This is a genomic window from Rhodopirellula maiorica SM1 (assembly GCF_000346295.1).
GTDB classification, from domain to species: domain Bacteria; phylum Planctomycetota; class Planctomycetia; order Pirellulales; family Pirellulaceae; genus Novipirellula; species Novipirellula maiorica.
Genome location: NZ_ANOG01000470.1, coordinates 1 through 26,473, shown reverse-complemented (window position 1 = coordinate 26,473; position 26,473 = coordinate 1). Strand labels below are relative to the sequence as shown.

The window sequence follows — 26,473 nt, the reverse complement described above, 5'->3', positions numbered from 1 at the left end:
AACGACGGGGCTGCATTTCCAAGACATCGAACGATTGGTGCAAGTGTTGCAGCGTTTGGTTGATGCGGGCAACACGGTGATCGTGATCGAGCATCAATTCGACTTGTTGGCCGCATGCGATTGGATCATCGACGTTGGACCAAGCGGTGGAGCCGGAGGAGGCGAAATTGTCGCCGAGGGGCCTCCAGAGTGGATTGCCGAATCGCAACGAGGCGCCACGGCACCCTATCTGGCTGCGGTCTTAGAAAAAGCGGCGTATGGTTTGTAGCATTCGCCTGGGCAACAACAGCTATAATGGCAAGCATGCAGTGTGATCTGATGACAAGTATCCCCGAGTGGATCATCGAGCACCCCGAGACCACCGGCGTATTTCAGGAGCTCGGGCTCGATACAAGCTGCGCTGGCAAATCACTGCAATATGTTTGTCACCACCACGGGCTTAGTCCCCAAGCGGTGCTGGCACGTTTACATCAAGTAATCGGTCGCCAATAAGCAATTTTAATCGCCCCAATGTCGCCCGACGTCTCCGACGTCGGCTGATATCTCCATTCCCGATGCTCTCCCTGCTCTCGCCGCAACGACCATTGCCCTGCCCTGCGGATATCGGGGCACCTGCGATTTATAAGTGCTGAACGTTTGGCTCCCATCGCTTCCGCCGGGCTTGCCCCCAATGCCATCTACTTTGGCACTAAACGGGTGGCGTTTATAGCGGTGCGGCGCGGGGCCCGCCCGGTCTAAACTGAACGTTGTACTCGCCTCAACCGGACGGCTCTACGTTTCCTCGTGGCCGCCGAGTCGTTTCTGTTCGTCCGGCTGGATATTCTTTTCGATACGGTTTTGTAGCGTTGTTTTCCAGCTTGGTGACAACGTGGAGACGGCGGCAAGCCGGGCGGCAGCATCCCGATCGTGCTTGTCGTGGTGCATGATCCGATTGGCCTCCGCGACGGTCCATTGCGGTTCGGGGCGCTCGACCAACGTGATCTTCATTCCCTGCTGGACAATGCCTTCGACAAGAACTCGGAAATACCATCCGGTGCGACCGGTTTGTTGGACTTGCAAGGCCAACGTTTTGATGTCCCAGCGTCGCGCGAGCTTCCAGCACGGTTGGCGTGGCTGCGATACCTCGACGGTGGCGGGGCCGACCGACCACACGTCTCCAATGCAAACGTCCGACTCGGTAAGGTCGGCGATCGTAAAATTCTCGCCAAAACTGCCCCAAGTCAAATCAGGGATTTGCAGCGTTGTTTGCCATTCGGGGTAATGATCAGCCGGATAGACACACACCGCTTTGTGCGGACCGCCATGATGTTCCAAATCGGCTTGACCGTCTCCCTCTAAATTCGTTGATCGCAACCACAGCGGATCGCTGACCGATTTTTTCAAGAATCCCGACACCCAGGGTTTCTCGGTTCCAAGCGTTTGTGGCCGACCCACGTTGATAGAGACGATCGTTGACACTAGTTTGTCTCGTTCAGAAGTGCTGGATTCGTGAGACGAATTGGCATCGCAATCAACAGACCTGCCGTGCGGTCCTCGGTGCTGGTGCGATGTTTGACATGGCATTTTAGACATTGCGAGGCAAGTCGGATCGCACCCGCGAAACGGTAGCGGTCTGCTTCGACCGCTTCATAATAAGCTTGCTTTTTTGCAATGGCTTTGACCGCAGACTTCTCGAATTCGTCTTCTGCCTGGTGATCCACGTTCACCACATCGGTGTCGATGATCAACCACTGCAGTTCGATGTTGTAGTGAGTCGCCAATTCATGAAACACATCCTCGAGTGACGCCGATGGAATCGCATGTGCATCATCTTCATCGAAGAAATCACGATGAACCACTTGCAGCGTGCCGTGAATTGTCTCGTGCAACAATCGAGCACGCGAACGGGCTTCGATGACGCTCGTGGGCGGGGGCAGCACATCGGACGCTGCGCCGGAGTCGCCAACGTTGGCGACTCCGTTCTTCGCATCCGCGGCCATTTCCTCCGCAGGTAGCGAATGGAGGGTCGTAAACGATAACGCCGTTACAAGGGCCAGTAAGCATCGATGTCGCATTGCGTTCTCCTTAGGTGGGAATGCCGAGACAAAGAGAGCTCGCGGCATCAAGGAAGGTGGGGAAGGGAGTGTTCGTTTCCGTTCAGAAACATGGGGCTAAAAGGGGGGCCGTTCGCTAATTGGTTTGGGCGCTAATTGTTCTGTTCGCTCACACTTTCGTCGCTCGGCGTCGTGTCGGTTGGTGCCGACTCGTCTCGGGCCATCTCGACGCGGGCCTTCGTTTCCTCTAACACGGTTGCCGATCGGACGAACGAGATGCCTTGCGTGTTGCTGGTGTCGATCATGACCGTTTCAACCATCGGCACATTGACCGGTTTTCCTGATTTCCACTCGACGATAAAGCTTGCGCCGCTGCCACCACTTTTGTCTTTTTGCTCGATCACAAACTCGGTCGACGCCAGCGGCCCGAGCCGAAGTGGCTTTTCAACCAGCGAACGACGCTCTTTCCCGCTGGTGTCATAGTATCGTACCGATGTCAGCACGATGTCATTATCGCGATCGGTATTTCGCGCCGATAGCGTCACGGTCAACAGCCGAGGTTCACCACTTTGATGATAAATGTGTGAATAAGCTGGGGCATACAGCGTTTGCCCTTGGACCGGATGCCACGGTAATGCGTCGAGATCGGTTCTTGCGGCATCACGAGTTCCCGGTTCGAGAAATTGGATCTCGTCCTCAATCGCTTCAAATCGCATTTCCAAGAAGAGCGTCAACGCAACGATCGGGATGACCACGGTTAAGAACACGATCAGCTTGAAATTCCGCATCATCTTTTCGGAATCGTCGTCAGTTGGTTTTCGCATCATCAGGCTCCGGGGCGCAAGATCAATCCGCTGGCAGGTCAAAAGGGGGCGACGGACCGGATCGTGTTCAAGTCGCCGACATGCTGCTGTACGTCGAATTGTACCGCGTGATCCGCATCGGCAAGCGTTCGCAGTGCCCAACGATCAAGATACTTCGCGCAGCGGGATGATTGGGTTCGTGGATTCAAGCAATTGTTGCATCGTGACGCCGGCAAATGCCGCCTGAGTCGCTTCATAGGCACGATCCAGTTCGGCATGCAGTGGACAAAGCGACGTGTGCGATTTTAACCCCAATGGGCAGGTGTTGATTCGTTCAAGCGGAGCGACCGCATTGACCACGTCCAAGATCGTAATCTCCGCAGGTTCCTTCGCTAATTCATAGCCGCCGCCGGGGCCGCTGCGTGAGCGGACCAATCCGGCTGCTGCTAGGTCTTGCAGTACACGATTGAGATAGCGGCGAGGCACCTTGGTCTGTTCCGCCAAAATGTCGGCCGAGGAAGGTTGCCCCGTCCGAGTGCCCAGACATGTCACCGCTCGCAGAGCGTATTCCGCTGTTTTCGAAAGCATGAAGTGACCTTGAATCGAGGACGTGTCAGTGAGTTGGGGGCAGGCAGGGTGGGCCACATTTTAGAGCAAAAGCATAAACCAGCCACCGCTGCCGTCCAACAGTGGCAGGATGGACATTTTCCCCTGCCTCACACCGAAAATAGCGACCGCCAAAATCTACACCTTGACGTGCATGATTTATCCTGTACCTTTTTGTGTATGTAGCAACTTTAGACCCTCCGCCGGATACCGGCAACCTTCCCACCCTGTCGCGTTAGGAAGCCACGCCCATGTTGAGTGAAAAAACAGTTCAAATTGTGAAAGCGATTACCCCTTTGGTCGCCGCCAATGCGGAAACCATCACTCGCCGCTTCTACATGCGGATGTTTGAGGGGAATCCTGAGGTGAAAGCTTTTTTTAACCAAGCTCATCAACATTCCGGCGGCCAGCAAAAAGCGTTGGCTGGAGCGATCTGTGCCTATTTTTCTCATATCGACAATCCCGCAGTGCTGATGCCGGCGGTTGAGTTGATCGCTCAAAAACATTGCTCGCTGGGAATCAAGCCCGAGCATTATCCGATTGTGGGTGAGCATTTGCTCGGAGCGATCCAAGACGTGATGGGCGACGCGGCAACCGACGAGATCGTCGGCGCGGTGGCCGAGGCGTATCAATTTTTGGCGGACATCTTCATTGGTCGCGAAGGGGCGATCTACGACGAGCAAGAATCTGCACCCGGTGGTTGGAACGGCTACCGCAGTTTCGTGGTCGATCGCAAGGTTCCCGAAAGTGATGAGGTAACGTCGTTTTATTTGCGTCCAGAGGACCAAGGGCCGCTGCCACCGTTTCGTCCGGGCCAATATATCACCGTCCACATCGACCACCCCACCACGCCGACGTCGCCTCGCAATTACAGTTTGTCGGAGCGTCCGGGAGTCGAGCATTTCCGCATCAGTGTCAAGCGAGAACAATCTCTTTCGCCCGATGCTCCCCACGGGTTGATTTCGAATCATCTGCACGATGAAATCGAACCTGGTCATGTCGTCAAATTGGGACCTCCGTGCGGCGAGTTCACCATCGATCCCGAATCGACCACGACGGGACGTCCTGTGGTGTTGTTGGCGGGCGGAATCGGAGTCACGCCGCTGTTGTCGATGGCCAAGTCCATTGTGCACGCCAATCCCGAAGCATCGATCTATTTTCTGCAAGCCGCACGTAACAGTCGGGTGCATGCATTTGCTGATGAAATCGGCAATCTGGCGTCACTCAGTCCCAACATGCATACACGTGTGCTCTATGACGCTCCGCTCGAAGGAGACTTAGAAAACAACCGCTGTGATGGTGTCGGATTCGTTACGACCGAGTTGTTACGAGAGTGGACACCCTACCAAGACGCCGATTTTTACTTCTGTGGCCCCAAGCCGTTCATGCAAAGTGTCCACGCCTGTTTGCAAGAACTCGGCGTCGATGAAACTCGCGTCCGCTATGAATTCTTTGGCCCCAAAGAAGATCTGCAACAACCCATAGCAAAAGTGGGATAGGCTTCGTAGGCCGAGTCAAGTCGCGATAGCGTTGCCAATCCGCTTAGACGCGAAGGTGATGGCGAATTCATTCCAGTCCTGCTTATTACTGACATCATACCCATACTCGAGAAACCAAAATGGCAATCCAACACGCGAAACCTGGTGAAGTGTTTGATGTCGGTCCATTGGGCGACGCCATTGCCGACACGAAAACATCGACGCTATTGAAGACCGAAACGTTTGAGGTGTTGCGATTGAATTTGCCAGCGGGCAAGGTGATCCCCGAGCACAAAGCGCCGGGAGAAATCGCTGTCCAGTGCATCGAAGGCCGCGTGACCTTTACGGCGATGGGCCAAACGAACGAATTGACCGCAGGCAAAATGCTGTTTTTATCCGCCGCCGAGCCCCATGCGGTCGAGGCACTGGAAAATTCGTCGCTATTGGTCACTCTGATGCTCGCCAAGAAATAGCACGCATCGTTGCTGGCTTATTACCTCGTGTGCTCGAGAAACTCTTTTAACACGACCGCATTGTTATGTTCCTCGTCTTTGGCGGCGTACAGCAACACATGATGACCTGTACTGGATTTAGGCGGATCATAGGCACGAGCGAGCTTAATCGTCGGTCTTTGTTTCGACATCAAATCCTCCTGGCGGTTTTGCCGCAAGCTTGTTGAGCAGCAGGTGGAAATAGATTAGTCCTCCGAAACGCTGCCAACGCTGAAGCAGGTTGGCAACCCCGTCATAATCAAGTGTCTCCGTCAGATCTAACCAAGCTTGCAAATTGTTGCGTCCGCCGACGTCATCGCCGGGAAAGACGTGCAGTCGGCCCAGACCACGCAGCATCGCGTACTCGGCCGACCAACGTCCGATCCCGCGAAATTGGCATAGCGCCGCGACACAATCCTCGTCGGACAGCTCTTCGAATTGCGTGTACTCGAGTTTGCCACTGCGAGCGACTGCGGCAAGGTTCAGTAGCGCGGTCGCCTTTTGTCGACTAAATCCAATTTGCCGCAAATCTTCGACCTCCACCGTGTCAAGTGTCGCTGCGTCCGGGAACGCAAATCGGCGATACGGCGACGTGTCGAACGATCGGCCGTAGTGCTCGGCAAAACGATTAAGTAGCTGGATCCCTGAGGCCAAGGAAACTTGTTGGCACGCGATCGCATTGCACAGACATTCAAACAGCGACGCATAGCGAGGCGGTTTCATACCGACGAACGGTTTGGCTAGCTTTTGCAGTTGCGGGTGATTGGCAGCCAATTGATAAAAGCCCGTCAAACCGATGTCGATGCCAAGCAACCGCGTGAGCGTCGTCGTCAACTGTTTCTGTAGCCCCGGGAACGGATGGTCGGTATGGGCGGTAACGTACAACCGCGGTGTTTCGCGGCGGCCAAGTTGCCGAACCTCGACCATGATCGCTTGATCCGCCACCACGAGCACCCGCCGATAAACATCACCATCCCAATCATCGATGATGTTTTCGGGACGTCGACGCAGCGTCCAAACGGCAAGATCCAACCGGTAGGGAGGCTTCGGTTTGAGGGTGAAGGTGATCAGCAGAACCACTCCGCAAAAAAGTTATTGGGTGAACACAACTATTTTAGGTAACCGATTGTTCATTGTTGACTCGGTAAGGGTGATTGCCAAATGAATCTTTCGAATTGCCACTTACCCAGGAGCGTTTTGTCATGTCTGAGCCCCAAAACAACGCGTTTTTTGCATCGCAAGACGCCCCATTGGAATTCAAACGTGCACTTACGCGCACATTACCCAACCAGAGGTGTGCACTTGCTGTGAAGATAGTGTGGTCAACCAAGCTTCGCCTACACCGCCACGCAATCTCGTGTTGTTGTGAAAGTCGATCCGATGAAAAGGAGTAACACACCTTTCGCAATGGATTGCAAAGAATGATTACCAACAGAAACCGAAATGCGGCCGGTGCTCACACCCTGCGAATAATTCTCGTTTTGCTCGTGACGGGGTTAATAGGCCCGGCGGTTGTATCGGCCCAGCACGACATGCTTTCCTCTGGGCTTGGATATGCTCTCGAATCAGCGGGCTCATGTGATTCAGCTAGACCATGCGATGCTGCGATCGGCGGGCGCCGCTTACCGCCGAACTGGTTCAACACGCCTCACACGCCACTGGATTCGGCCGTTTACAGTGCGCCCAAGGTAGACGTTGACTGCGGTCCTGCGTATCAGCCGAATCACGCATCCGCGACAACCGCTTGTGCTCCGCCGGCACGCAGCGGAACGCTGCTCGGTGGATTCGAGTTCATGTGGATGCGGGCTCATTTTGACCAGAACGTCGCGATGATCATTGACCCGCCGGTGGGCAACACGCTGGTCCCGTTCTCTTATGATTACGAATTGTCACCGCGTGTTTGGCTCGGTTGGCAATCGCGAAAGAGTGGCGGCGGATTTCGGGCGACCTACTTTCGCTTTGACGAGCAAGCCGACAGCGAAGCGGTCACCGCAGTCACCGGCGCGACCCCCGTGTTTGTGTACGTCTATGGCGCCGGAGGCAACTTGTCACGAAACGCTCAGGCCCAAGTCGGTGAAACGCTAACGTCCAACCACGAGCTGACACTCCAAGCACTCGATCTCGAGGCGACTCAGCAGTTCCGGTGGAATTCACTGCAGGGAACCGTCGGTGGCGGTGTGCGAATTGCCAGTATGAAGCAATACATGCGAGGCGATGTTCGCGATGCCGGCGGTGTGCTGCAGGAAGCGGTCAGCAACGACTTGGATGTGCAGGGGGCTGGTCCTACGATGTCGCTGCAACTGCGCCGCGGGATCGGTGCCAGCCGACTCGGGGTGTACGGCAGACTTCGCGGATCGTTGTTGATGAGTGAGACGACACAAAAGATCTACGAGATGAAGAACGTCTTTACCACCGAACTCGAGGATGCTGCGGTACACCGCGAAGTCATCACGGCCCTGGAGATGTCGATGGGTTTACAGTGGAATCAATCGCTCGGTCGACACTCATCCTGGTTCGCCCGAGTCGGCTACGAAGGTCAAGCGTGGTTTGACGTCGGCGGGCCAGTCGATTCGTCAAGCACCATCTCGTTGGACGCGATCACCTTCGCGCTCGGGCTGCAATTCTAATCAACGGGATCAACATCAGAGAGTGTCCGATTTGGATACATGCGACACAACGCAATCTGGTTAAAGCCGCAACGGAAAGCTTGAGCTTGAGAAGTCATCGTGAGCATGTCTTTTGGCCCGCGAATCACGCGAATCGGCGCGAATAAAAAGTGAACGCCTTCGAACGACCATTCGCGCTTATTCGCGTGATTCGCGGGCAGATATTTTCCATGGTAGCCGCCCAGGGCGGATGAGAGCGCCTGCGCACGGAACGGGGGCGTCGCATGGGAATGGAGTCGATGCACTGGGAGGGTGCGGCGCCAGCATTAGGCTTCGTTGGCGTCGTCTGAATCGCTGCGTTTGAAACCGGGGCTTAGCAGTTGGACGGCGTCGTAGGCGGCGTGAGCGGCGATCGGAATCAGTAGATTCTCAGTCCAAAGCAGCAACGCACCAAAGTACAATCCCATTGCTGCCGCTAGCACGACGTACAGCCGCGTGATCGGATGGACCAATCCAAATGCGATCGACGATCCAACGAGTGCTGCGCCCCATTCCACCGGGCTCGGTGCCACATCGGCGCCGCCGATATGAGCAAGCCAAGGCAGCAGCCAGCCGCGAAACAGCAATTCTTCGCCTACTCCGGCGCAAAGACTGATCACGACCAACTCGGCACGTCCCAGACTCAGCAACGTGCGGATCATGCCGTCATCACTGAGCCGCTCGAGTTCGCGAATGGGTTCCCAGGGTATTTTGCGAATCAACGCGATGACCAACAACATCGGCACCGCTGCGGCGCAGCCATAGGCGAGTCCCGAACCGATCGTTCGCAGATTTTCGAATCCGCCATCGGGGATCATCGCTCGCGGGTCGGGACCGAGAGCCCATCCCAGCAGAAGTGCCAGCAGCCCGAGCGCCGATTCAAAGATCACTGCCGTTAAAAACAGGTCATTGGGCGACTGGTCGAGCGTTTCTTCGTGTTCATCCATACCGAAAGCGTACGCGGCGGCTGCGATTTCGGCACCCCCGGATGCGGGAATTCCGTCAAGAATGCGACTGAATGCTGGGATCGAGCCGCAGAATCCTGTTGGCTACGACGTCTCGGGGCAGCGGACGTGGCAAGCGGCTGCGTGGGCTTGATCACCCAGATTCGGCCGTATTTCACGGCACTTTTGTTCGGCAATCCAACATCGATCGACAAAAGCACACCCCGGATACTCGCGATCAGGCGAAGGGACCTCGCCCTCGAGTACGATGCGGTCGCGAGTCGCTGCTACAACAGGATCCGGCACCGGCACCGCCGATAGCAACGCCTCGGTGTAAGGATGCGTGGGCGATTGGTAAAGATCCGCCGCGTCGGCCAGTTCGACCATCCGCCCCAAATACATTACCCCGACGCGGGTTGCGATGTGCCGTACGACGCTCAAGTCGTGTGCGATGAACAAATACGACAGCCCGAGTCGCTGTTGCAATTCCATCAACAAATTAATGATCTGAGCCTGGATCGAAACGTCCAAAGCAGATACCGGTTCGTCGCAGAGGATCAATTTGGGCTCGACCGCTAGCGCGCGAGCGATTCCGATGCGTTGCCGTTGTCCACCACTGAATTCATGTGGATAGCGATTTAGAAACCGCGGGTTCAGCCCGACCAATTCCATCAACCGGATGACTTCGAGTTTGCGGTCGCGGCCTTTGGCCAAGTTGTGCACCACCAGCGGTTCGCCAATGATGCCGCCCACGGTCATGCGAGGGTTCAGCGAGGCGAACGGATCTTGAAACACCATTTGGACTTGCCGGCGAAATGGCAGCATTTCACGGTCGCGAAGTCCCGTGATATCGGATCCGTTCAATCGGACCGTCCCGGCGGTGGGCGGCACCAACCCGACAATCGCTCGCGCGGTGGTCGATTTGCCACACCCCGATTCCCCCACCAAGCCCAGCGTCTCGCCTTCTTTGATTTGGAACGAGATGTCGTCAACGGCGCGGATCACGCCTCGTTCAGGACGGAACAGTGATCCGCGGCTAAACGGAAAATGGACCTTTAAATTCTGGACATCAAGCAATGGACTTTCGCTCATGGCGTCACCTCGTAATCGCGAGGCGTGGCATTTTCGACATCGACAATGCATGCCGCCAATCGGCCTTCGCCCGCCGGGGCAAGCGGCGGATCAATGGTGGCACATTTGTCAATCGAGTAGGGACAGCGAGCACGAAAGGAACATCCCTCTGGGACGCGTGCCATGTCCGGCGGTTGGCCAGGGATCGCTTGCAGCAAGTCACTTTGCTCTTGATCAAATCGAGGCAACGAATTCAATAACCCCAACGTGTAGGGATGTTTCGGCTGGGCAAACAGATCGTTCACCGATGCCTTTTCGACCACGCGGCCGGCATACATCACCAAAACGCGGTGGCAAACACCGGCGACCACGCCAAGGTCGTGCGTGATCAACAAAATGCTGGTGCCACGACGTTTCTGAAGATCGGCCAGCAAATCCAAAATCTGGGCCTGGATCGTCACGTCCAGCGCCGTTGTCGGTTCATCAGCGATCAGCACATCGGGTTCACACGACAATGCCATCGCAATCATCACGCGTTGCCGCATCCCACCGCTGAATTGATGCGGGTAATCTCGCAAACGTTTTGCTGGCGAGCTAATCCCGACCATTTCGAGCATCTCGACGGCACGGCTGCGAGCTTGTTTTTTGGTCAGCCCCAAGTGCAACTGCGTGATCTCACACAGCTGCTGTTCGACTGTCATCAACGGGTTCAACGCCGTCATCGGATCTTGAAAGATCATCGCGATCTTTCGTCCGCGAATCGTTCGCAATTGCGATTCGTTCATCTTCAGCAGATCGCGACCACCGTAGATTGCCGAGCCGCCGTCGATACGTCCCGGCGGTTTGGGCACCAATCCCATCAACGCCAAATTGGTGACGCTCTTTCCGCTGCCACTTTCGCCGACGATGCCCACGGTTTCGCCGGCACCAATGTCAAACGACACACCACGAACCGCACGCACGATTCCATCGTCGGTTTTAAAGCTGACCTGTAAATTTTCGACCGAAAGGATCGGTGAATTATTGGATTCGGGCATCAAATCTAGTCCCGGTTTTTCATACGAGGATCCAGTGCGTCACGAAGTCCGTCACCGAGAAAATTCAACGCAAACAAAGTCGACGCAAGCGACAGGCCTGGGAAAACCACGACCCACCAAAACAGCTTCACGCTCGAAAGCGCTTCCACCCCATCGTTTAGCAGTAGCCCCCACGAAACATCCGGTGGCGCAACGCCAAGTCCGAGGAACGACAGGAAGGCTTCGAACAACATCACCGAAGGAATCGTCAGCGTCAGATAAACAATCACAATCCCTAGCACATTGGGCACCAAGTGGCGAAAGATGATGCGTGGCGGAGATGCCCCCACCGTTCGCGCCGATTCGACAAATTGTTCATGGCGAAGCGACAATATTTGACCACGAACCACTCGCGACATCGTCAACCAGTAAATGGCGCCGATGATGATGTAAAAGATTGTGATTTGGTCGATTCCAATTCCATCAAGCTTCTTCTTGACGCTGTCTTCGCCGAGAAACGTGACCAGGAAGATGACCACGAAAATAAACGGAATCGAATACATCATGTCGACGATCCGCATCATCACCGCATCGACCCAGCCGCCGAAGTAGCCGGCGATCGCACCGTAGCTGACCCCGATCAACAAACTGACCAGCGTCGCGACAATCCCCACAATCAATGACACTCGGGCTCCCCAGAACACGCGAGCCAAAAGATCGCGGCCCAGGATATCGGTACCGAAAATACTCGGGATCGCATAGTCACCAAACAGGGCCACTCGAGCTCGGGTGAGTTGCCAGGAAACCGGACCGAGTTCGTTCCACAGTTGATTGAAGGGGTGTTCGACTTGGTAGCGTTGCTCGATCGCCAGGATCAATTCGGCTTGTTCTGTTACATCCGTCGTGACATCAAGTTCCTGTTGTAATTCCGAAATCTCGGCGTTGAACGCGGCCAATTCGCTGGTTAAACGTCCGTCGGCGAATTTCAGTCCTTCGCGGGACCCCATCACCACGGTTTGCAGATTTGGTGACAGGAACCGGCGGTTGTTCAAATCTTTGTCGATTGGGCTTTGCAGCGGCAACAGCGGTGTCAGCAGCGCCAACAGCGCCAACACGATCAGGAATCCCATCGACGCCATGGCCGTTCGTTTGCGGCGCAATCGTTTCCATGCGTCCTGCCACAGCGAGACACCGTGAATTTGATTGGACTCGGCGAGCATCTTTTCAAGCAGCTCGCGATCCATTTCCTTTTTCTCAGCAGCACTCATTGCAGTTTCACCCGTGGATCGATGATGGAGTACGAGATGTCCACAAGCGAATTCATGATGAACAGAATCACGGTGTACGTCAGCACCATTCCCATCGCGAGCGTATAGTCACGCTGGGTCGCGGCGTAAATGAAATGGCTGCCCATGCCGGGCAACGCAAAGATCTTTTCCAGTACCAACGATCCCGTCAACACGCTGGCGGTTGCGGGACCGAGATAGGAAACGACCGGCAACATCGCTCCGGGCAATACATGGCGTGTGATCACCGTGCGATGCGGTAAACCCTTGGCGAACGCCGTGCGAACATGGTCGCGGGTCATCACCTCTAACATCCCGGCTCGCGTCAACCGTGCGATGTAGGCAGCCACCGGAGCCCCCAAACAGAGCGCCGGTAGTGCGACTTGCCGTAGCGTGCCCCAGCCTCCTGCGGGAAAGAGTTGAATTCCAAACACGAATAGCAGAATCGCTAAGCTGGCGAGCACAAAGTTGGGTATTGCGATCCCCAGCACCGCGGCAGCCATCATGCTGACATCAGCAAATGAACCGCGATAAACCGCCGACACCACTCCGGCCGAAACTCCCAAGACGATGGCGAAAACCAAGGCGAAAATCGCCAGTGATGCCGACACGGGAAAGCCTTCGGCAAGCACTTGATTGACACTGTAATCTTCCAGCCGGATACACCAACCTAGATCAAATCGCGTGACGATCCCCACCAGATAGTCGACGTATTGTTCGATCGGTGGTGCGTCCAGATTGTAGCGCGCTTTCAATTGCCGCTCGATTGCCGGCGGCACGTTGCGTTCACTGCTGAACGGGTTGCCCGGGACGCTGCGCATCAATACAAACGACACGCTGTAGACAATCCACAACGTGATCAGCATCCAGCCGAACCGCTTGATGATGTAGCTAAGTAAATCTCGCATGCAAATCCTTTGTGGACCTTCTTACTTTCGATACTCGAGCAAATTCAAGGGATGTAAATCCTGGGCGGTAGGAAAGAACCCTTTGACGTTGGGTTTGACCATATTGATCGAGGTGTAGAAATAGATCGGGATCACCGGCATCTCGTCGACCCAGATCTGTTCGGCTCGCTGCAGCAATTTCATCCGTTTGACGGGGTCGCTTTCACGGGCGGAATCGGCAATCAATTGGTCGTACTCTTTGTTGCTCCAATTGGTGCTGTTCTGAGGCCCGTCGGTGACCCACATATCCAGGAATGTATTAGGGTCGGGGTAATCGGCAATCCAGCCGGCTCGGGCGATGTCGTAATCTTTCTGCTGCGTCTTATCCAGGAAGCTGCCCCATTCCATGTTTTGCAATTCGATTTTGACATTCAAATTGTTCAGCAGTTGCTGCTGGATCACTTCGGCGATCGCGCGATGGCCTTCGCTGGTGTTGTAAAGCAACGTCATCTTGGGAATCCCGCGACCACCGGGATAACCCGCCTCGGCCAGCAACTGTTTGGCTTCCTCGATGTCGGGATTGATGCCTTTGGCACTTTCGTACAGCGCAAGCCCCGGAGGCACGTTGGTGTAGGCTGGGATTTGCCCCGACTTGGTGACTTGCTCGACGATCTGTGTACGATTAATGGCCTTAGCAATAGCACGACGAATACGGGGGTCATCGAGCGGTTTGCGAGCCACGTTTAAACGATAGAAGTAGACTGACAATTGGGGCGCGGTGATGAAATCGTCACGCGTTTTCAGTTCTTCTAACAATGCGGTCGGCGGATCGGTCACCCATTGGATTTGCCCCGTTTCGTACATGTTCAATGCCGTGTTTTGGCCTTCCATCGAAAGGAAGTCGACGGTGTCAAAGCCGTTGGGATTGACCGCATGATAGTCTTCGTTTTTGACCAACCGCAATCGATCTCGCAAACGACGAAATCCTAGTTTGAACGGCCCGTTGGTGACGATGTTGTCGGCCTTGGTCCACAGCGGTGACCCGAAGGTTTCCACACACTTTCGGTTCACTGCAAACAGCGGGTAGTAGGCCGCGAGATTAGGAAAGTAAGGAACCGCGTCCTTCAAATGAACGACAAAGGTCTGGTCATCGGGCGTTTCCAGGCTGCCGAGTTTGCCAAAGGCGACCATCACGGCGTGGCAGCGCGAGGTGTTTTCATCGGCGACATCCGAGCTCGGATCGACGGCAAAGGTTTGCGACTTAACCTCGCCGTCCCACAGAACTTCACCATCGGCGTTTTCTTTGGCAACATCGACGCGGTAGACCCATTGTTCTTGCCAATCGAGCATCGCGTTTTCACGCTCTTCGTCATCGATATCGCCTGCGAATTCCGGTTCCGGCGGTTTGACGATCTCGCGAAGCGTTCCGTACAGCATCGTGCCGCGAGGGAAATTCTGCTGACTCGATTCGGCCGGCGTATCGAGCGGGCGGTCCCACAACTCGACTTCGACACGGTCACCTACGTCCACCAAGCCGCTAGCGTATTGTTCGGCAAACGGCACCGCGTAGAGCTGGAACGTGTACTCGCAAGCGGTTTCGGGGTGCAGCATCCGCTGCCAGCTCCAGGCGAAATCGTGACTCGTCACCGGAGTGCCATCGGTCCAGAAGGCGTTGTCGCGAAGATGGAACGTATAGGTGCGACCGTCGTCGGAAATCTCATACGACTCAGCCACCCCGGGCTGAGGCGACATCGGCTGCAAACCGGTCACAGGATCGGGATCGCCCTCGGGCATCATCGTCAACAATCCCTCGAACAACGCGAAAATGATCCGGCTTTCGATGTTACCGGTCGCCCGCGCGGGATCGATGGTTTTGGGATCGCTGCCGTTTTGAAGACTAAAATCGGCAGGCGGTGTCGCGTCAAAAAACGATGCCCAAGCGACAGCGGCGACCACGACAAGGCAGGCGACGATCAGAAAAGCACGGCGAACTTCGGGAGGCACGCGGGGAATCTCCAGTACGAAAAAATAACGATCTGCTGCGAGATTCTAACCGAGATTGCCTGTTCAATGGGACAGCGTTTTTTTCCAACGCAGATCGAGCCACGTCGTCGCCAACTTCACGCCGCTTGGGGGCGTGTGCGAAGCATTACATCATGGCTGGGGCAAAGCTGGCAACGTTGTCCGCAAGTCATTTTTTGCCCCTCAATTCTTGCAAAAACAAGATTTTTTCGCTCGGGGGCTGCCGAATCACACGGCAGCTGAGCTGTCTGACGAAGCGTAGGGCCGGTTCCTGCCGGCCGGTCGGCCTAACTTTAATGCCGCTTAGTCCAACGTCCGCGGCCGGTGGGAACCGGCCCTACCAAGCGTAGCTGAGCGTTCCCGATCCGACGTGGAAGACTTGGCGATCATTGAACTGGGTATTGTAGTCGGCACGCAATTCCCAGCGTTCACTCGGCCGCGCCGCGAATCCGCCACCGACGATTGCCCAGTCGCGGCCGAGGTCCAAGCCGTTGGCGGTGAAGCCCGCACCACCGACACCGGCGAATTGAGCGTTCACGACCGACGTCGTGTCCAAGAACTCGTGCATCCAGCTGCCACGGATCTCCGGTGTGATCGCCCAACCGCGACGCGACGCCCATGGCTGCCACTGCAATCGGCTGCCCAGGTTGCTGCGAAGCGAATGGGTGTCGATTCCCGCCATCGCCAAGTTCATCGACCCGGCGCCCGTTTCAGTAAACGCGTTTTGACGGGCGTAAACGTATTGCAGCCCTGCGAATGGTTGCCACTGGTGTGATCGAGTCAATTGCAGATTCAAGCCGCGTTCGCCGTAAGCAAACCCTTGCCATCCGTCGGATTCGCCATTTGCGGTTCGAGCCAATCCACCGACCTGGATCGTGCGGTCACTGTCAAAATCGTCGAACTGCAATCCGCCCATCGCAATCCCATAATGGCGACCCGAGGTGTGAGTCAGATAGCTGCCAAAATTGCCTCCGTCGCTGCGGACGGTTTGGTGGATGTTGTCGGCGCTGACCGATGAACCGACATAACCGCCAAAGAAACCAAGGCGAACATTGTCGCCGAGATCACGCTCGATTCCAAACGTCGTGCCGCCCAAACCGTAATCGATTCCTGCGGCGTTGCCGTCGGATTCGGCCGAGCCGCCCAGTCCGTAACCAGTCACCCAGCCTCGCCAGTGATAGACGGCATGGCAGGTCGGCGCGATCAGCACGTCACATGGTGTTTGCGAAGCCTCGACGTAGCTGACCAACGCAACGCCGGAACCCGAGTCGGATGCTGCCGGACTTGAGGACAACGTGGCACTGGCGAAACCGCCGCGGTTGGCTCCGCCGCTCGTGAATAGACCCGAACGCAATTGGCCGCCGATCGTGCCAATCAACTGGCTGGTTCCTTGGACCGTCACCTGAGATTGACTGCCGTAGACATCACCGCTCAGTTGGCTCAGTCCGCTTTGCACTTGAGGTGTCGTTAGCATACTAAATGCATCGAGCACGACCTTGAAGTCACCGCCGGCACCGCTGGAGTTTTGGTCGACGTAAGCTCCCACGGATTGGCGATTCCCCGAGCCGCCCACCGACGCAAAATCGGTACTGCTAGCGACCAGGGTAAAGAACGTCGTGTATGCGTCGTAGCCCAGTTCGGCATCAAAGAAGGCGAGGTCATCGTTGATCGAATCGAACGTGCCAATCACGCCACTGTGGGTTTGCAGAAACGTGTACTTGGCTCCTTCGGAGTAGGCCCCCGCGGCCCCTTGCACCGAAACATCGCCGCCGTTGATGATGGCGATGTTGGCGGTGATCAAGTCGTTATCGACTCCGGCGACGGGGCTGGCCGCAGGCTTGATTTCGACCACGGTACTGCTGCCGGAATTGAAGGTGGCACTGCCGGTGACATTCATCGCTCCGATCGAGTTGCCAGCGGCGAAGGTGCCGTTGTTGATGACGTAACCATTGATCGTGCCGCTGCCTCCCAGTTCACCGCTTTCGCCGACAATAGTGGGGCCGGCGATTGAGCCGTTGACGGCCAGTCGTCCGGCATTGATCGAAGTGGTGCCGGTGTAAGTGTTGGTAGCTGAGAGAATGAGTTCGCCGCTTCCGGTTTTCTGAAGCGATCCGGTGCCACCGATCTCGTCGGCCAGCGTCATCGATCCCGTACCGACTTCGATCCCCGCGGTGACCCCGGTATGCAGATAAATCCCCGTTCCGATCGTTTGGCCGTTATCGCCATTGCCAAGGCCCCCCGTCCCACCGGTTCCGGCAGTTAAGCTACTACCACTAAGTGAGCTATCGACGATCGAAAGGCTTCCGCCCTGCCGTACAAAGATGGCACCGCCCATCGCGTCGCCGGCATCACCGCCATAATAAGGGCTGCCGCCATCGCCGCCGCCAAAACCGCCGCTGCCCGCGGTACTGCCGGTACTAGCGCCGCCCCCACCGGCGAAATCGCCGCCGTTTTTGCCCGCTGCGTTGAAGCCGGCACCGCCACCTCCACCAAATTCGCCGCCTTTTCCTGCTGGGGAGTGATAGCCGCCACCGCCTCCTCCTCCATAGGTGCCGCCGTCGCCGGCTGGATCCCCGTCAAAGGATGATCCACCGCCACCGCCGTTGGTCGCTCCGTCTCCGCCACCACCTAACTCTCCTGCGCCACCACCGCCAGGCGTGCCTGTGGCCCCGGAGTTTCCAGTGGTGCCCCCGGCTGCGCCGCCATCGCCATCGCCTCCGGTGCTACTTGAAGAGGACGAACCATCTCCCACGCCTCCGCCTCCACCACCGCCGGTCAAGTTTGCTACGCCACCGTTGCCGCTGAGGCCGCCGCCCCCACCACCGCCGTCACCGCCTGTCGCGACGCCGCCGCCGTTACCGTCAAACCCGCCGCCGCCGCCACCGCCATTGCCTGCGGAAGATCCGCCGTTGCCGCCGTATCCACCTCCTCCTCCGCCTCCACCAGCGCTGTTTGTGTCTCCTCCGTCGCCGCCCTTAGCGGCATTGCTATCAAGCGTGACACCACGAATGACCACGTTGGCACCGGAGTTGACAAACAGGGCGCCGCCAGCCCCCGCGCCCCCGCCGCCACCGCTTTGTCCAACTCCGCCGTCACCACCTTCGGCGAGCCCCTGTTTCAGCGTGATGTTTTCGATCGTGACGTCGCCAGCGGCAACAAAGATCAACCGTGCGGTGTTTTGGCCTGAAACGGTGTTACCGGCCCCATGGATCGTGATCCTTTGACCGGTCCCCACGATCATCGGAAGATTGGACGCCAAGGCAATCGGATCAAGGTTGCTAGCAAAAGTGATCGAATGAGTGCCGGCGCCGGCGGCGTTGACTTGTTCGATCGCCCAGCGCAGTGAATTGTCACCGGAGTCATTGTGATTCTGGACTTCAAAGTCAGCGGCCATGGCGGCAGGAGCGCCCAGAATGGACAGCAAGAGAGCAAGGCGGGCAAGACGTTTTTTGGTCATGAGTGTTCGCGTGATGAAGAAAACGCGAGGATTATGCAAGCCCCCCTCGTCGCTTCCATGCGACGAACCCTAGGGTGGTCTGTGATGTTCCATCGAGTCGCGTCTGAGGTCGCCCCGCCGGGCTCAACCTTACGAGTACGATGCCCTCGTTCAGAAACTAGAATCGTCCCTGCGGAAGTGGCCCGGTAGTATCAATTTGACAACCATCACAAATTGCCACTACACACTCGACTTGCATCGACTGAAGTCAAAGTAGCAAAAATTTGGTGACGAATTCGCGGGGTTGCGCCCCATGCCATCTACTTTGGTAGCGGCACGGCGCGAGCCGTCCGGTTGAGGCGAGTAAAACGTTCGGTGTAGACCGGGCGGGCCCCGCGCCGCACCGCTACAAACGCCACCCGTTTAGTGCCAAAGTAGATGGCATTGGGGTTGCGGCTGTCAGTTGGAGGGCTGTCCCAGGCATGCTTGAACCAGAGCTTGCAGCTGATTGATTTGCACCGGTTTGCTGATGTAGTCATCCATGCCGGCATCCAAGCATCGTTCTCGGTCGCCAGCGAGTGAGTTGGCGGTTAGCGCGACGATCTGATGTTTCCCAGCGAGCATGCCGGATTGTTCGCGTTGACGAATTTCACGCGTCGCAGAAAAACCGTCCATCTTGGGCATTTGGCAATCCATCAAAATCAAATCGTAGCGATTTTTGCCAATTGCCTTCAGCACTTCTTCACCATTGGCGACAACTTCACAGGTGCAACCGAAGTGTTTTAGCAGCTCGCTGATATAGAACTGGTTGGTCAGATTGTCTTCGGCCACCAGGATATGGCCTGAAAACGCATCGGAGTGAGGCACCGGATCCGTGGTCGTGACAGCAGGACTCGGTGAAGGTGTGGAGCGAACGGTTGGATCCAGGATTTCAACGGGAATTTCGAACCAGAACGTCGATCCGCTACCTTGCTGGCTTGTGACGCCAATTTCGCCTCCCATCAAATGGACCAACTGCATACAGATGGATAAACCGAGCCCCGTGCCTCCGAATTGCCGGGTGGTCGAATTGTCAATTTGCGAAAAAGCTTTGAACAGCCGATCCTTGCGGTCCTCGGGGATGCCGACGCCCGAGTCGGTGACCGAAATACGAATCCGAGCGATGGTTCCCGTGCATGAAATTTGCTCACCCCGCAGGCTGATTCCGCCACGCGTGGTGAATTTCAATGCGTTGCCCAGCAAGTTCGCCAAAATTTGGCACAAGCGATGATCGTCACAGCGGACCACTGCATGAAGCTCGTCCGCCAAGTAACAATTCAGTTTCAAACCTTTTTCGGCGACCAGCGGAGCGTTGGCGGCAACGACGTCTTGAACCACCGTTGCTAGGTGGCATTCGCGCGGTTCCAATTCGAGTTTGCCTGCTTCGATCTTCGAAAGATCGAGAATGTCGTTGATCTGTGCTAACAACAACTGGCCACTCTTGTGCCCTGCTTCGACAAATTGCTGTTGCCGATGCGTCAGCGCGGTTGTCCTCAGCAATTCGTTCATGCCCAAGATTCCGTTTAGCGGCGTTCGCAATTCGTGGCTCATCGTCGCCAAGAAGTCGCTTTTGGCTTGGTTCGCTTGTTGTGCGTGAACGATGGCCTTTCGCAGTGCTGCTTCGGATCGTTTGATGCTGGTGACGTTTTCATGAGCCATCAGAATATGCACCACACCATTGACGTAGATGCGTCGCATGCAGAGTTGGAACCAACGTTGCTCGTCGGCGGAGTGGCAAGAGTACTCGAAGCACGAGGCTTCTCGTTTACCCGCTCTGATCTGGCGCAGTGCTGCAGCGACTTTCTTGGCATCCTGATTTCCCAGTTCGATGGCTGCATCACAGACGGCAAGATAGTTTTGTCCTTCACACACGTTTCGCACATCCGCTTGAGATGTGATCGCAAACTCTTTCCAAGCTTGATTGGTAGCGACAATGGTTCCTTCTGAATTGATCACGGCGATATGAGCCGACAACGCATCAAGCGTCACGCGGTTGAAGTGTTCGCTGTCGACGAGCGCCTGTTTCGCCTGCGTGTGTTCAACTGCCAACCGTGCGAGTTCGGTGGCCCATTCGAGTCGTTCTTGTTCATGGGCGCTCGGTTTACGAGATTGTTCGGTATAGACGTTCATGGTGCCCAAGAGTTCGAAATTGACACTCAGAATGGGCATCGACCAACACGAGCGGATTCCCGCGCGTTCAGCATGCTCGGACCAGGGTGGGCCAGGTGATTCATCGCCCGATGTGTCGACAACCACTTGCTTTTTTGTTTTCGCTGCTCGGCAAAACGGTGCGGTCTGCAGTTTCACCGGTGATGTTTCGATGGCCTCGAGATATTCGTTCGGCAAATTTCTCGCCGCCCGATTTATCAAGTGAGTTTGTGCGCTGTCCGCCAGCATCAAATTGCACATGAGCGCGGGGTCTTCGGCGACCACGCTCGAGACGATCTTGTCCAGACAAGCATCAAGCGACTGGTCCGCCGCCAACATCCTTAACAGTTCACTTTGATGATTCTCTCGAAGCTCGCGAAGTTTCCGATCGGTAATGTCCGAGATCAAACCTTCGATTGCTTCGACTTCGCCATGTTCGTTGTAGACGCCACGCGCTTGTTCCCACACCCATTTCAGTTGGCCATCGGGAGTTCGCACGCGGTATTCATGTTCGATCGTACGGTGCGATTGCAGTCCGCTGGCAAAGACTTCGACGACCTGCGACAGATCATCCGGGTGAATCAGACTCGCGTAGGTGCAGTCGCCCTCGAGTAATTGCTCAGGCGCGATCCCAAGTAGGTCGCGGCACCCCTCACTGACAAATTCCATCGTCCAATCGGCGTCATCGCGGCAACGGTAAGCCATGCCTTGAATATTGGTTAACAGCGTTTTCAGACGACGATTGCTTTCAATCAGCTTTTCCGATCGCCGCTGGACACGTGATTCAAGTTCTTCGTTGAGTCGTCGCAGGTTTTCCTCGGCGCGATAACGATCCAGGTTGACCGCAATCGTGTTGGCTAAGATCGCAATGCTGGTTTCAAGCTCAGGGCTTAGGCTGGCTGGCAGAAAAATCTCTAGCACTCCGAGACAACGGTCCTCAACCAGCATCGGGTGCCCCACGATGGTGACAGTGGATTGTTGCGGCGATGCATTGTCTTGAGCGTCGGTCTGTGGTCCAGGATCGAGTCGTGTCACAACCGGAGTTCGTGAACGCGCGATCAATTCGACCGGATGTTCACCGGGCCGAATTTGGAGGGTCGTTTCGGGGGAATGCCCATCACAAGCGGATTGAGCTTGCAAATGTAGTGTTTTTTTTCCGGGGCTTGTCGTCCAAACACGTACAAGTGAGGCGTCCAGGTGTTCGATGATCGCGTGGGCACACGTTTGTATTGCCTCACTTAATGGCATCTTTTCAAGGAACGCTCCGGCAACCGAGGCGGTGGCTTCGAGTCGGCGGGTGTGATCGTTAAGCTGGGCTTGCGTTTGTTTGGCCTCGGAAACGTCTCGGCACGTTCCAATCGCATAGACCGGGGTTCCGTTTTCGTCATTGAACGCCCGCCACGATTCCTCGACCCATTTGATATTGCCGTCGGCCAGCACAATGCGATGCTCGACCTTGCATGTCGAATCAAGATCAAACGATTCGATCAAGGCTTCGTTGACTCGTTTGCGGTCAGCCGGATGCACTAGTTTGAGAAAGCTTTCGTGCGTTGGTGAAAACGATCCCGGCTGTTTTTCAAAGATGCGATAGGTCTCGTCGGACCAAAAAACCGTCATCGTTCGCAGGTCGGTTTCCCAGCTGCCGATTTTGGCTACCGATTGAGCTTCCGAGAGTCGCCGTTTTTCTTTTTCGAGCTGTTCGATCAGACGACGTTGCTGTTCGCGGCTGTTGCGTAGATCTTGCTCAATCTCTTCTTGCTCGGTGATGTCTTGGACCATCCCGAGTCGACGTATCGCTTTGCCCGATTCGTCCAGTATTACCTCGCCACGCTCACGCACCTGACGAATTTCGCCGTCTGGGTAGCGAATCCGAAACTCTTGTTCGACGAACGGTTGCGCGGCGTCGGCTTGCGAGAGCGAATGCAGCACGCGACTACGATCTTCGGGGTGGACATGCGCCATCAATCCATCAAGCGAACCATCACACTGATCCGCTTCAATGCCAAAGATTTTGAACGTTTGGTCGGATCCATGGAATTTTCCGACACGCAGATCAATGTCCCAGCTGCCCATGTTGGCGATTCGTTCGGCATTGGATAATAGGACTTGCCGTTCTTGTAGTTCGTCGGTCGCACGAATCCACTGCGTCAGATCACGTGAGATGCCACAGAGCCCGACTAGGTCGCCTGCGCTATTGCGTTGCGCGCGAACATTGGTACTAAGCTTCACCACGCTGCCATCTTTGCGGAACACACCGCATTGATAATCAAGCTGCTCGGCGCCCGTTTCCACCATCGTCATGAACGTCTTGAGCGTCTCTTCGAAACTTTCCGGCGTAATGAACTCGAGAAACGATTTGCCAAGCAACTCGTGCGAATCCCATCCATAAATCGCTTTGGCAGATTGGTTGATGTAGGTGATGCGGCTATCGGCGTCGATTGTCCAAATCAGATCGTGTGAGGATTCCACCAGATCGCGGTAGCGTCGTTCGCTCGTTTCGACTGCTGCTTCGGAAGCCTTTCGTGCGGTGATGTCACGCCAGATCCCTAGGATCCCAAGCGTGTGACCTTCGTTGTCGGTGACTCGCGTGACTTGAGCATCAATCCAAACACGGGTGCCATCTTTATGCCAGTCGAGAAAATCGCCCGTCCAATCCTCGCCCGCTAAAATCGACTGAATTCTTTGCCCCATCGACTCGCGTTCTTGTTCTGGAAAACGATGAAGCAACGGTCGGCCGACCATTTCCTTTGCCGTCCATCCGAACAACTTCGTTGCACCCTCGTTCCAGTCGCTAACCACTCCCGCCACATCGGTCACAATCGCCGCATCTTGCACACAGGACAGCAGAATCGAATCGCGGTGATGCAGAGCAAGTCCGGACGACTTGGCCGCTGTCGATGATGTTGCCAAGTGATCCGTCATTTCATTTTTTTTCGGGCGTCATTGCCCGGTCTGTGGCGTCGATGTGAAATCAGCGAAAAGAATCGAGGGAATAAGGTAAGCCATCAGACAGTGCTGCGTGTTGCGTCAACACTGTGAAAACTACCTTTTTTTAACTCGTTCCCAATCCAATCCGAATCGATCGGCAACGATGAAGGAAAGGGGACAGCCTTGCGAAGTATGAGGGGGCCAAGTTGTGCACCTGCGCAGCGGCGGGGCGGAGTACGCACCATAACAACATCCGAGGGCTGGTTAAAGAACAGTTCGCCGTTCGTAGAAAGATGATTCGAATGCCCAGTCGACGTTGCGCGACACCTCTTCGGGGGGTGTCGCCGGCCACCTGCACTCGCTGTTGACGGTCCGGAGATGCCGGAAGGGGCGTAGCAGCCCCCCTCAAGTTGGCCGTTCCCTGCGAGGCAGTGTTTGCAAGCATGGGATTGCTTCATGGCCCCAATGCGAGGGGGCGTGCGTGGAGCCGCTCGTCGATTTGGCTCGCGGTTGGCTGATTGAGGCGTTCGCGGGTTACAGAACCGATGTTTACAGAACCGATGCAACCGCTTGGCACAACGTGTCCATCTTGTCTTCGCTCATTCCGGCGACATTGATGCGGCCGCTGCCAACGATATAGATGCCATGTTTGCTTTTGAGTTCATCGACTTGCATCGGGGTCAAGCCGCTAAAAGAAAACATCCCTTTTTGCTTGAGCAAGAACGAAAAATCGTGGCCGGAGCCGGTGTTTTTCATCGTTTCAACGAAGTGCTGACGTAACGTGTCGATCCGCTCTCGCATCTCGTCGACTTCTTGAATCCACAGCGACGTCAACTCAGGATCTTGAAGGACCGTTGCGACGATCGCACTCCCGTGGCGCGGTGGGTTGCTATAGTTGGTGCGGACGATGGTTTTCAGCTGACTTTGTGCCGCCTTCATCGTTTCGTTGTCGGCCGCGACCAAGCAAACCGATCCAACACGCTCGCTGTACAAACCAAAATTCTTGCTAAACGAATTACAGACGAACGCTTCGTCCACCGCTTCCAAAAGCGTGTTCAATCCCGTCTTGTCTTGCTCGATACCCTCGCCAAAGCCTTGGTAGGCAAAGTCAATCAGCGGGATCAGTTGACGCTCGGCCACCGTTTGGGCGATCGCTTTCCAGTCTTCGGGGGTGGGGTCGACGCCGGTTGGGTTGTGACAGCATGCATGCAGCAGCACCGCGTCGCCCGGTTTGGTCTTTTGGCTCAGATCTTCGAGCATTCCGGCCAGATCGAACGAGGTGCGATCGCTTCCCAGGTAGCGGTAGGTTTCGCTCGGCAGTCCCGCAGCAGCAAAAATAGCGGGATGGTTTGCCCAGGTCGGCGAGGGCATCCAAATTCGTGTCGGCGAAAGCTGAGCGACGATAAAATCGGCCGCGACTCGAAGGGCGCCCGTTCCGCCGGGAGTCTGCAAAATCGCAACGCGGCTGGGGTCAATCGAGTCGCCAAACACCAGCGAGCGGACTTGTTCACGGTAATCCGGCAATCCATCGATCGACAAATAACCCTTGGTGGTTTCGTTATCGATCAACCGTCGTTCGGCTTCCTTGACGCACTTTAAAATCGGCGTTTGCCCCGAGGCGTCCTTGTAAACTCCGACGCTGAGGTTCATCTTGCTAGGATTCTTGTCCGCCAAAAACGCTTCGGTCAGCCCCAAAATGGAGTCGGGTGGAGCGGTCGGAATTCCAACGAAGCGGTGCACGACATTCGATTTTGCGGACGCATTCATAGCAGAATTGGGATTGGATAGGGACGGAATGGAATCGTTCCGGGAAATCCTAATCAACAAACGACCTATCGCCTATTGCCAACAGGCCCGAATTTGAATGCCTCTGTTTCCCTTTCCTCTTCCCAATCTTCCGCGGACATTATCATCGTCGGTGCCGGATCGGCGGGATGTACCCTCGCCCACCTATTGCAGCACCAGCACGGTTATTCGGTTGCGTTGATCGAGCCGGGGACGTCGGAAAACCCGGAAATGGTGGCCGCGGCCGACATCGATCGCACTCGGCCGGCTCGCTGGCTAAAATTGCTGGGCAGTTCCGAAGATTGGAACTACGCCACTGAGGCATCCAAGTCGCTCGCCGGACGATCACTGAATTGCCCCCGCGGCCGCGGTTTCGGCGGCAGCAGCCGGATCAACGCGATGATCTGGTTTCCGCCGACCGACGACGACTTGAACATGTTTTCCACAGCGGCGGCATCCGCTACGTCAGCGGATGATCGTTGGTCGGCAGAGTCGCTGCGGTCCGCCTACAACGCTGCGGAACGATTGGTGCAGCCCGAATCGGCCCGCTGGATCAGCGAACCAGCCCAGCGGTTTCTGGATGCCGCGACTCCTTTCGGCACCGCGATGGCGTACCGCCGAATGAATCGCAACGGACGCCGTTGGTCACCCGCCGCGCTGATTGCTCAATCGGATGGCGTCCAGAAGATTCGTGGCACCGTCGATCGTGTTTTGTTTCGTGACGATCAAGCGGTCGGGGTCAAGCTGGCAAACGGAGCCAAGATTGCTGCGAACAAACGCGTTATTTTGTCCGCTGGCAGTATCGCGACACCTGCGATCTTGATGCGAAGCGGGATTGGGCCACGCGATCGGTTA

At 56.1% G+C, this 26,473-nt stretch carries 21 protein-coding genes; 6 read left to right on the top strand and 15 right to left on the bottom strand.

Annotated features, from left to right (window positions below):
* Both RMSM_RS14880 and RMSM_RS38495 read left to right on the top strand, forming a co-directional pair.
* The coding region (locus tag RMSM_RS14880) for a hypothetical protein (protein WP_040766815.1) at window positions 1-268 on the top strand (268 nt) is incomplete at its 5' end.
* 50 nt (window positions 269-318) lie between these two features.
* Complete coding sequence (locus RMSM_RS38495; RefSeq protein ID WP_236622144.1) at window positions 319-492, top strand: DUF542 domain-containing protein; 174 nt, start codon at window positions 319-321, stop codon at window positions 490-492.
* 279 nt (window positions 493-771) lie between these two features.
* On the opposite strand, the gene RMSM_RS14875 is transcribed toward RMSM_RS38495, so the two are convergent.
* From RMSM_RS14875 to RMSM_RS14860, 4 genes are all read right to left on the bottom strand, one after another.
* The gene (locus tag RMSM_RS14875; RefSeq protein WP_040766812.1) at window positions 772-1,458 is read right to left on the bottom strand and encodes an MOSC domain-containing protein; all 687 of its coding nucleotides are present in this window, start codon (window positions 1,456-1,458) and stop codon (window positions 772-774) included.
* A complete protein-coding gene (locus tag RMSM_RS14870) occupies window positions 1,458-2,054 on the bottom strand; it encodes a c-type heme family protein (RefSeq protein WP_144057663.1) in 597 nt (198 codons plus the stop codon). The genes RMSM_RS14875 and RMSM_RS14870 overlap by 1 nt, the downstream gene beginning before the upstream one ends.
* A gap of 131 nt (window positions 2,055-2,185) precedes the next feature.
* Entirely contained in the window at window positions 2,186-2,860 is a 675-nt protein-coding gene (locus RMSM_RS14865; RefSeq protein WP_008697595.1) for a DUF3124 domain-containing protein, read from the bottom strand.
* 141 nt (window positions 2,861-3,001) lie between these two features.
* Entirely contained in the window at window positions 3,002-3,424 is a 423-nt protein-coding gene (locus RMSM_RS14860) for an RrF2 family transcriptional regulator (RefSeq protein WP_008697593.1), read from the bottom strand.
* 269 nt (window positions 3,425-3,693) lie between these two features.
* Here RMSM_RS14860 and hmpA point away from each other — a divergent pair, with 269 nt between their 5' ends.
* Together hmpA and RMSM_RS14850 are read left to right on the top strand one after the other, a co-directional pair.
* Window positions 3,694-4,941, top strand: coding sequence for an NO-inducible flavohemoprotein (gene hmpA / locus RMSM_RS14855; protein ID WP_008697591.1), 1,248 nt, complete (start codon window positions 3,694-3,696; stop codon window positions 4,939-4,941).
* 119 nt (window positions 4,942-5,060) lie between these two features.
* Window positions 5,061-5,393 carry a cupin domain-containing protein gene (locus RMSM_RS14850; RefSeq protein WP_008697589.1) on the top strand — a complete coding sequence of 111 codons (333 nt, stop codon included), beginning with the start codon at window positions 5,061-5,063 and terminating at the stop codon, window positions 5,391-5,393.
* Window positions 5,394-5,413: 20 nt separating this feature from the next.
* On the opposite strand, the gene RMSM_RS39840 is transcribed toward RMSM_RS14850, so the two are convergent.
* Together RMSM_RS39840 and RMSM_RS14845 are read right to left on the bottom strand one after the other, a co-directional pair.
* On the bottom strand, window positions 5,414-5,563 hold the full coding sequence (locus RMSM_RS39840) for a hypothetical protein (RefSeq protein ID WP_008697588.1): 150 nt from the start codon (window positions 5,561-5,563) through the stop codon (window positions 5,414-5,416).
* A complete protein-coding gene (locus tag RMSM_RS14845; RefSeq protein ID WP_008697585.1) occupies window positions 5,538-6,491 on the bottom strand; it encodes a DNA-3-methyladenine glycosylase family protein in 954 nt (317 codons plus the stop codon). Before RMSM_RS14845 ends, RMSM_RS39840 begins: the two co-directional genes overlap by 26 nt.
* Before the next feature lie 341 nt (window positions 6,492-6,832).
* Here RMSM_RS14845 and RMSM_RS14840 point away from each other — a divergent pair, with 341 nt between their 5' ends.
* The gene (locus RMSM_RS14840; RefSeq protein WP_144057662.1) at window positions 6,833-8,038 is read left to right on the top strand and encodes an Lpg1974 family pore-forming outer membrane protein; all 1,206 of its coding nucleotides are present in this window, start codon (window positions 6,833-6,835) and stop codon (window positions 8,036-8,038) included.
* 305 nt (window positions 8,039-8,343) lie between these two features.
* Here RMSM_RS14840 and RMSM_RS14830 read toward each other — a convergent pair whose 3' ends face one another.
* The 9 genes from RMSM_RS14830 to RMSM_RS14785 form a co-directional block, all read right to left on the bottom strand.
* The gene (locus RMSM_RS14830) at window positions 8,344-9,003 is read right to left on the bottom strand and encodes a CPBP family intramembrane glutamic endopeptidase (RefSeq protein WP_008697580.1); all 660 of its coding nucleotides are present in this window, start codon (window positions 9,001-9,003) and stop codon (window positions 8,344-8,346) included.
* A gap of 102 nt (window positions 9,004-9,105) precedes the next feature.
* On the bottom strand, window positions 9,106-10,092 hold the full coding sequence (locus RMSM_RS14825) for an ABC transporter ATP-binding protein (RefSeq protein ID WP_008697579.1): 987 nt from the start codon (window positions 10,090-10,092) through the stop codon (window positions 9,106-9,108).
* On the bottom strand, window positions 10,089-11,108 hold the full coding sequence (locus RMSM_RS14820) for an ABC transporter ATP-binding protein (RefSeq protein ID WP_008697578.1): 1,020 nt from the start codon (window positions 11,106-11,108) through the stop codon (window positions 10,089-10,091). Before RMSM_RS14820 ends, RMSM_RS14825 begins: the two co-directional genes overlap by 4 nt.
* Before the next feature lie 5 nt (window positions 11,109-11,113).
* Entirely contained in the window at window positions 11,114-12,355 is a 1,242-nt protein-coding gene (locus RMSM_RS14815) for an ABC transporter permease (protein ID WP_008697576.1), read from the bottom strand.
* Window positions 12,352-13,281, bottom strand: a complete 930-nt coding sequence (locus RMSM_RS14810; RefSeq protein WP_008697574.1) for an ABC transporter permease — start codon at window positions 13,279-13,281, stop codon at window positions 12,352-12,354. Before RMSM_RS14810 ends, RMSM_RS14815 begins: the two co-directional genes overlap by 4 nt.
* A 21-nt stretch (window positions 13,282-13,302) precedes the next feature.
* Window positions 13,303-15,264: a peptide ABC transporter substrate-binding protein gene (locus RMSM_RS14805; RefSeq protein WP_008697572.1), complete on the bottom strand. Its 1,962-nt coding sequence runs from the start codon at window positions 15,262-15,264 to the stop codon at window positions 13,303-13,305.
* A gap of 355 nt (window positions 15,265-15,619) precedes the next feature.
* Entirely contained in the window at window positions 15,620-18,739 is a 3,120-nt protein-coding gene (locus tag RMSM_RS14795; protein ID WP_144057661.1) for an autotransporter family protein, read from the bottom strand.
* A gap of 438 nt (window positions 18,740-19,177) precedes the next feature.
* Complete coding sequence (locus RMSM_RS36920; RefSeq protein ID WP_008697565.1) at window positions 19,178-23,827, bottom strand: PAS domain S-box protein; 4,650 nt, start codon at window positions 23,825-23,827, stop codon at window positions 19,178-19,180.
* Between the two features lie 555 nt (window positions 23,828-24,382).
* Window positions 24,383-25,600: an amino acid aminotransferase gene (locus tag RMSM_RS14785; RefSeq protein WP_008697563.1), complete on the bottom strand. Its 1,218-nt coding sequence runs from the start codon at window positions 25,598-25,600 to the stop codon at window positions 24,383-24,385.
* A gap of 93 nt (window positions 25,601-25,693) precedes the next feature.
* Here RMSM_RS14785 and RMSM_RS14780 point away from each other — a divergent pair.
* A partial coding sequence (locus RMSM_RS14780; protein ID WP_148294451.1) for a GMC family oxidoreductase N-terminal domain-containing protein occupies window positions 25,694-26,473 on the top strand: 780 nt, incomplete at its 3' end.

Coding starts and splice junctions, on each gene's coding strand:
- RMSM_RS14825 (WP_008697579.1), bottom strand. CDS start 10,092: ATGAGCGAAAGTCCATTGCTTGATGTCCAGAATTTAAAGGTCCATTTT.
- RMSM_RS14865 (WP_008697595.1), bottom strand. CDS start 2,860: ATGATGCGAAAACCAACTGACGACGATTCCGAAAAGATGATGCGGAAT.
- RMSM_RS14810 (WP_008697574.1), bottom strand. CDS start 13,281: ATGCGAGATTTACTTAGCTACATCATCAAGCGGTTCGGCTGGATGCTG.
- RMSM_RS14840 (WP_144057662.1), top strand. CDS start 6,833: ATGATTACCAACAGAAACCGAAATGCGGCCGGTGCTCACACCCTGCGA.
- RMSM_RS14850 (WP_008697589.1), top strand. CDS start 5,061: ATGGCAATCCAACACGCGAAACCTGGTGAAGTGTTTGATGTCGGTCCA.
- RMSM_RS14820 (WP_008697578.1), bottom strand. CDS start 11,108: ATGCCCGAATCCAATAATTCACCGATCCTTTCGGTCGAAAATTTACAG.
- hmpA (WP_008697591.1), top strand. CDS start 3,694: ATGTTGAGTGAAAAAACAGTTCAAATTGTGAAAGCGATTACCCCTTTG.
- RMSM_RS14795 (WP_144057661.1), bottom strand. CDS start 18,739: ATGACCAAAAAACGTCTTGCCCGCCTTGCTCTCTTGCTGTCCATTCTG.
- RMSM_RS14860 (WP_008697593.1), bottom strand. CDS start 3,424: ATGCTTTCGAAAACAGCGGAATACGCTCTGCGAGCGGTGACATGTCTG.
- RMSM_RS14815 (WP_008697576.1), bottom strand. CDS start 12,355: ATGAGTGCTGCTGAGAAAAAGGAAATGGATCGCGAGCTGCTTGAAAAG.
- RMSM_RS14785 (WP_008697563.1), bottom strand. CDS start 25,600: ATGAATGCGTCCGCAAAATCGAATGTCGTGCACCGCTTCGTTGGAATT.
- RMSM_RS38495 (WP_236622144.1), top strand. CDS start 319: ATGACAAGTATCCCCGAGTGGATCATCGAGCACCCCGAGACCACCGGC.
- RMSM_RS14870 (WP_144057663.1), bottom strand. CDS start 2,054: ATGCGACATCGATGCTTACTGGCCCTTGTAACGGCGTTATCGTTTACG.
- RMSM_RS36920 (WP_008697565.1), bottom strand. CDS start 23,827: ATGACGGATCACTTGGCAACATCATCGACAGCGGCCAAGTCGTCCGGA.
- RMSM_RS14830 (WP_008697580.1), bottom strand. CDS start 9,003: ATGGATGAACACGAAGAAACGCTCGACCAGTCGCCCAATGACCTGTTT.
- RMSM_RS39840 (WP_008697588.1), bottom strand. CDS start 5,563: ATGTCGAAACAAAGACCGACGATTAAGCTCGCTCGTGCCTATGATCCG.